General features: G+C 70.5%; 6 protein-coding genes and 1 pseudogene. 5 read left to right on the top strand and 2 right to left on the bottom strand.

From position 1 onward, the window contains the following. On the top strand, positions 1 to 1,128 hold a 1,128-nt coding region (locus tag CCN56_RS12370), incomplete at its 5' end, for a cyanophycinase (RefSeq protein WP_086826433.1). Positions 1,129 to 1,338: 210 nt separating this feature from the next. Here the strand turns inward: CCN56_RS12370 and CCN56_RS12365 are convergent. Further along, positions 1,339 to 2,214 carry a MurR/RpiR family transcriptional regulator gene (locus tag CCN56_RS12365; RefSeq protein WP_086826431.1) on the bottom strand — a complete coding sequence of 292 codons (876 nt, stop codon included), beginning with the start codon at positions 2,212 to 2,214 and terminating at the stop codon, positions 1,339 to 1,341. Positions 2,215 to 2,580: 366 nt separating this feature from the next. On the opposite strand from CCN56_RS12365, the gene CCN56_RS12360 reads away from it, so the two are divergent. From CCN56_RS12360 to CCN56_RS43135, 4 genes are all read left to right on the top strand, one after another. Then, positions 2,581 to 2,760, top strand: a complete 180-nt coding sequence (locus CCN56_RS12360) for a hypothetical protein (RefSeq protein WP_086826429.1) — start codon at positions 2,581 to 2,583, stop codon at positions 2,758 to 2,760. A 679-nt stretch (positions 2,761 to 3,439) separates the two neighbouring features. After that, positions 3,440 to 3,610, top strand: coding sequence for a hypothetical protein (locus tag CCN56_RS43140; RefSeq protein ID WP_179199819.1), 171 nt, complete (start codon positions 3,440 to 3,442; stop codon positions 3,608 to 3,610). Between the two features lie 551 nt (positions 3,611 to 4,161). Beyond that, entirely contained in the window at positions 4,162 to 4,551 is a 390-nt protein-coding gene (locus tag CCN56_RS12355) for a DUF6479 family protein (RefSeq protein ID WP_086826427.1), read from the top strand. Positions 4,552 to 5,082: 531 nt separating this feature from the next. Beyond that, complete coding sequence (locus tag CCN56_RS43135; RefSeq protein ID WP_179199818.1) at positions 5,083 to 5,229, top strand: hypothetical protein; 147 nt, start codon at positions 5,083 to 5,085, stop codon at positions 5,227 to 5,229. Positions 5,230 to 5,375: 146 nt separating this feature from the next. Here the strand turns inward: CCN56_RS43135 and CCN56_RS41780 are convergent. Then, positions 5,376 to 5,456 (bottom strand): annotated as a pseudogene (locus CCN56_RS41780) (IS5/IS1182 family transposase); the annotation flags it as partial. Positions 5,457 to 6,178 lie beyond the last annotated feature (722 nt).

Genomic DNA, 6,178 nt, shown 5'->3' with positions numbered 1-6,178 from the left:
GAGATCATCAAGCGGGCGGGCGGGCCACAGGCCCGTATCGGCGTCATCACCGCCGCCTCCGTGCCCGAAAGCCAGGACCCCCACGCCGGCGATCCCGCCCGGTGCAGCAACTCCGCCTGCAACGGCGCCTACTACGCCGGCCTCTTCAAGCGCCACGGCGCCGCGGACGCCCAGTGGATCCCTCTCGACATCGACCACGTGGCCAACGCAGACTCGGACGCCGTCGTCGCGCAGGTCGAGTCCATGACCGGCTTCTTCTTCGGCGGAGGCGACCAGTACCGCTACCTCACCACCCTCCTGCGCGGAGACGAGCACGAGGACTCCAAGGTCCTCGCCGCCATTCGCGCCAAGCTCGCCCACGGGGCCGTGGTGTCCGGATCCTCCGCGGGCGCCCAGATCGCCTCCGGCCCCGACATGGTCAGCGGCGGCGAGTCCTACGAGTCGCTCCGGGACGGCAGCGCCCCCGGCTACTTCGACGACCCCACCCGCCTCGGATACATCCCCAAGGGCGGGTTCGGCTTCCTCCGCTCCGGACTCGTCGACACCCACACCGGCGCCTACGGACGCGAAGGCCGGGCGCTGCGCCTCGCATCCGACACCGGCCACGACCGCGTCTACGCCCTTGAGGAGAACACGGCCCTGGTCGTCGACCGGCCCGGCAGCGAGCGCGAGCACCTCACGGTCCTCGGCCCGAACGGCGTCGCCGTCCTCGACCTGCGGGACGCCCGCGCACACGACTCCGCGAACGGCTGGTCCCTCCGCCGTGCCCGGTACAGCTACCTCACCGACGGAGACCAGTACGACGCCCGCACGTGGACACCGCGCGTCCACCCGGCCAAGGCGCCTCTGGTCCCCGCCGCCACGACCCCCGTGCCGGCCGACACCGACGTCTTCCACTCCGCCGCCAACCCGGACGGCACCCCCTACTCCTTCCGCACCACCGCCCGCGCCCTCGCGTCGACCCGGGCACAGAACAGTGCCACCGCGACGACCTTCGAGACCGGACCGCGGTTCACCGTGAGCTTCACCAAAGCCCGAGGGTTCGCCGCCTTCACCGGAGACGGCACCAGCGCCCGGACCCTCATCGCGCTGCAGATCGACATCGCGCCGCACCGGTCGGCCGGATGACGGGGCCGGCATCGCCAAGAGGGCCGGCCCCGCCGCTTCCTCCTCCGGGAGCGGATCACCTGTGCCGAATCGGCTCCCCCCGACCGGCCGTCGGATTCGAGACCGCCGCAACCTCGCCGAGCGCACGGCCTTCAGCGGTCCCGACTCCCGAGACCAGTTGCCCGGTCCTCACCTCCGAGAAGGGACGGGATCCGACCACGGAGGGTTCGCTCACAGAAGACCGGTGCGTCGGGCGACCCTTTCCGCCTGCTTCATCCGTTCGTGACCGTCGCTGCCGATGCGGTTGAGGACCTCGGCGACGAGCGACTCGACGACCGCCAGGGCCGGTGTCAGGCTGTCGTAGGGAGAGTCCGAGGACACCTGGGTGATGAGGACGACGTCCGCGTGGGCGGCGGCGGGTGAGAGCCACGGGTCGGTGAACACGATGACCTTGCCGCCGCGCTCCCTTGCCAGTTCGGCGATGAGCGTCTTGTCGGTCTCGTAACGCCGGTAGTCGAAAAGCACGGTGACGTCGCGTCGGGCGAGCTGCGTGAGGAAGGACGTCCGTTCCACGTCCCTGTGCGGCAAGAGGCTCACCTGGTCGCGGAACTGCATCAGGTGCAGGCCCAGATACTCGGCCAGAAGATGCGTGAACCTGCCTCCCGCCAGGTGCACCCGACGCTTGGGGTCGCCGAGAAGACTCACCGCCTCCTCGAACTCGTGCTGGGCGACCTCGTCGAAGGTCTGGGAGACCGCCTGCTGCACAAGGGCGGAGCGCTCGCCGAGAGGGGTGCCCACAGAGCTCCGAAGGGCTGTCGTCTCCCGCTCCGAGGTCTCCGCGGCCGTGTAGAGGGTGATAGGCGACGCGTTACGAGCGTCAAGTTCCGAGCGGAGCGCCGCCTGTAGATCAGGAAAGCCCTTGTAGCCCAGCCGCGACGCGCACCGCAGCACCGTGGGGGCCGAAACGCCGGCCCGCTCCGCGATCGTGGCGACCGTCTCGAAGACCGCAGCGGGATAGCCGGCCAGCAGGACCCGCGCGACCTTGCGCTCGGCAGGGCTCAGCTCTCCGAGCCGACTGCGGATTTCGTCGGCCAGCGTGGGGCTCATGGACTTCCCTTCTGCAGGGGGATCACCGAAGGCTTGGGCCGCGCCATCTGGCGTCCCGTGTTTCATTTCATGGGTCTTCAGAGCGTAAATGTATCGCCTATTACGATATCTGGGCAGTCTCCCGGATGCGACGACGAGCGCAGCGTGGGTGGCGGCCTGCGTGAACACTCCTGAGGGCCTGCGTACGCCTGCCGACGAGCGCGTGGTCGCGGTGACGCGCGCGGGGAGCCGGATGTCGCGGGGCGAGGGCCCTGCTGCTCACCTCACCTATCGATGCATGATCGATGCGCCTCGCAGTGGCGGAGGCGGAGGGAGACGGTGGAAACCCGGCGGCGATGGACCGCCCTGCACAGGGAGCAATCAACCATGAGCGTGCCGTTCGTACCTCCTGAGGAAACCCCGCCCGTGGAGGGCTGCACCTCCTCGGCCCACCCCGAGCGCCCCGACGGCGGCGCCTGGGAGCACCCGATGATCTGGGCCTCCCTGATCGTTTTCGGCGCTGTTCTCGGCGCGTCCTTCTTCCTGTTCCGGATCTTCGGCTTCTGATCCGGCCGCCGAACGACGACGCCGAAACAGGCCGGCTCCTCATGGCCGACCCGCGCGGCCCCGCCGGACCACGAGGCGAGGGCCAGGAAGCGGCTGGGGCGACATGATCCGCACCAGGCCTGTGCCCACCTACCGGACGTGCTGCACGCCGTCGCGATCAAGGCGTCTGCACTCGTCCCCGTCCTGCGGCTGCTCGCGGACGCCTGCATGGGCTGCGAAACAGCGAGTCCGGGGGAGGTCGGGCCGGCACTGGCCGTGGGGTTCGCACCCCACGACACCTCCTGGACTCGCCACCCAAGACCCGGACCGAGATCCGGGAGGAACCCACTCCCGGCACAGCGCTGAACGCGGACGACCTCGCCGAACCCGAACGCGTGGAAGCCCTGTGACCCGCCGCCTCCGTCTCCGTCATCGGCCTGTGCGTCACCCCGCGGGTCGGCTGCGGCCCCAGCGCCGCGATGAGCACGGCGACGGCGCGCCCCACGTTCGGGGTCGCCCTCGACGACCCGGGCGCGCGCCCGGGTGCTGAACGCCTTCCCGCGGCGCCCCTGACTCACCCGCCCGCGCGCCCACGTCGTCTCGCAGGGGCGCCGCCGCTGATCGCCCGAGGGCTCGACGACTGGACCGGGTCCGGATGCGTACCGACGCGGAACCCGCCCTGATCGACGGCCGGTAACAGGTGGTCACGGAGTTCGGCCAGTCGCTGCGGGCGATGAACGGCTTCACCGCTGCCGTGGTCGAGTACGTCAAGGAGCCGGGCGGTCGGAGGATCGCCGTCATCCACGCCGGAGCGCGGGGGGCCACTCGTACGGTGTGCATGTCCGAGGGCGACGCCGTGGTGCCTGCGTGACACCGGTGCCTCCTACTTCTCCGCCCCTGGGCGTACAACAGCATCCCGTCCAGGGGAGTTCACGGCTCCCCGTGTCGGAACGGCGGTGTCGAGCCGGCGCCGGTGCGGACGCCGCAGGGGCTCGGTGAGGCGGTGGACGAGAGCGGCGCGTCCCACGCGACGGCGCTTAGGACGGGGTTCAGCTCCTGATGGGGGGCTGCCCCACCCTCATGCCGACGGCGGGTGGGCGGCCCTGCTGCAGGCGGCATGAGGGCTGGGCACCCTCAAGAACACGTCCCCTCGGCATGCAACGATGCACAAACGGTGCGAGTCGCCGTCGCGGTCTGCCGGAGACAGGATGAGAGCAAGCCGATGGACCGGGTCCCGCGAGACCAGCAGAAGCGACCGGGCCATGGGCGGACGGGCTCCGCTCCGGCGGACGGCACCACTTCTCGTACGGTGGCGCCGCGCCTTCACGCCGGAGCTTCTCCTCGTCCTGGTCATCTCCGACCGAGTACCACCCGACCGGTTCCTCGCCCTGCCGGCGACGGTCCGACGATGGGGACACCTCCATGAACATTCACACCTTCGCCCTCGAAGAGCAGCGATTCGCCAGCGGAGTCTGGCAGTCCGGTCTCGCCCAAGTGATCGGCGGCCTGATCGTCGTCGCCGTGCTGATCGGCGCCTTCGCTCTCGGCATCCGGGTCTCAAGGCGGGAACTGCCTCCTCCGGCCCCGGAGAGCCAACCGCGCCGACCTGCCACCAACCGGCACCCCGGCGAGGTGTCCGAGTACCGCCGGCCTTCCGAGATGCCGCACACCGACGGGGAACACCGCCTCACGCCTTACAACCTGCGGAACTCAGGTGAGGCCTTGAACGCCCCTCCCAGCGAGGAGCGGCGCAAATGGGGCGGCATCTCCAGCGGCGGATTCGGAAGCGGCGGCACCGGTCACGGGGACTGAGCGCCGAGCCGTCCTGTTCCGTTCGGTGTGTCAGCTGTTACGCCGTCGCGAAGACGCACCACGCCGCGTGGGGTACGAGCGCGCGGGACGCCGTGTGTGTGTGTGGGGGGGGGGCGATGCGGCCGGTACGACGTACCAGCGCGACATTGCTGACGTCCAGCAGGAACGTGGCGACGGGCCTGGGGCTCCGGCAGGGTAGGAACAGCCGGGTCCGACTCGCGTCGAGTGCCGTGTTCACTCCGAACCGCGCGGTGAGCCCCCCTGATCGCGGCCTTTCTCGATGGGGGGCCTGCCGCGTCGCGCGGCCAGGGATACGTACGACGGAGTCCACACCGCCTCGAAGAACCACGACGGCAGCTGCCACCCCGGCTCGTTCAGCCCGCCTCTCCGGTCGGCGCGGCCGAAGGCGACGGAGCCTCTGGCCGCGCCGACGGCGCATGCCCGGCCGCCAACCCGGCCAGGCAGCCTGAACAGGCCCCCTCCGGGTACCCGCCATCTAAGGGAGGGAGAGAGTGAAGCGGAGGCCAGGACATGCCCAGGTACAGCCGTCGCGGCAAGACCGAGGCCACAAGTCGGCTGACGGACACCGAGTTCGAAACGTTCATGAAGGCCGCGCGCGCCGAAGCACGCCGCCATCGCCTCGGCCGCCCGCCGATGGACGGCACCGACTCGCGGTGAGGGTGGTACGGGGTACAGAGTGCGGAGGGCGGTGCCGGCGCCTGGTAGGCGCGGTCCGCGGGTGCGAGGACCTGCTGGGGTCGGGGAGGCCTGGACGATGGCTGTGGGCACGGGCCACGGTCAGGTCATGGGTCCCCCGGCCGGGCGTCACGCGGGACGTCGAGCGTGGCAGGGTACGGAACCGACAGGGCCTCTTCGGTCGCCGGTGTGTCGAGCGGAATCACCACGCCGACGACGAGGTGCCCCGCCTCGTCACCGCACCCGCTGACCAGCCCATTCCCCCTCCAGAACAGGATGAAAGAGGTCCGGTGGCCTTCGGTGGAACGCTCCGGCGGTCAACGAGGAGGTCGACCCGGCTGCCGTGCCCGGCTCGGACCAGGCCGCCCGACTGCTTGCGGTTCACGAGGTGCACCCACTCGAGCGCCGCGCGGCTACAGCCACTCGGCCCGTACCCGTTCCGCCGCGGTTCGTGGGTGTTCTCCGTGCACACATCGACCGCTCCGGCGTGGCGCCGGGCGGCCGGTTGTTCCGGAACCAGGCAGGCCACTACGTGGACCCGGCGGCCTGTGGCACGACGTGGGCGCGGGCGCGGGAGTACGTGCTGACACGCATGGAGCTCGCTTCCGGGCCGGCCGAGCGGCCTTACGATCTCCGGCACGCGGGCATCTCGTTCTGGTGGTACTCCGGGGTGGACCCGGCCGAATGCGCTCGTCGCGCGGGCCAGAGCATCGAGGTCCCGTTCCGTCACTGCGCCAAGTTCCTGGACGGCGTCCGGGAGCAGACCGACCGCCTCATCGAGCAGTCCGTGGAGGAGTGGGACCGCGTCAGCCGGGGCGAGGCGCCCGACGGGCAAAAGCCCAGATCAGAAGCCTCTTTTCGTGCCCTTGGAAGAAGCCGAGCTTCTTCGGCGAGTAGCTGACCAACAGGTTCTTCGTCTGCTGGTGGTACA

Source organism: Streptomyces sp. NRRL B-24572, from assembly GCF_002156145.1.
GTDB lineage: Bacteria > Actinomycetota > Actinomycetes > Streptomycetales > Streptomycetaceae > Streptomyces > Streptomyces vietnamensis.
This window is presented reverse-complemented; position numbering and strand designations above follow the sequence as displayed.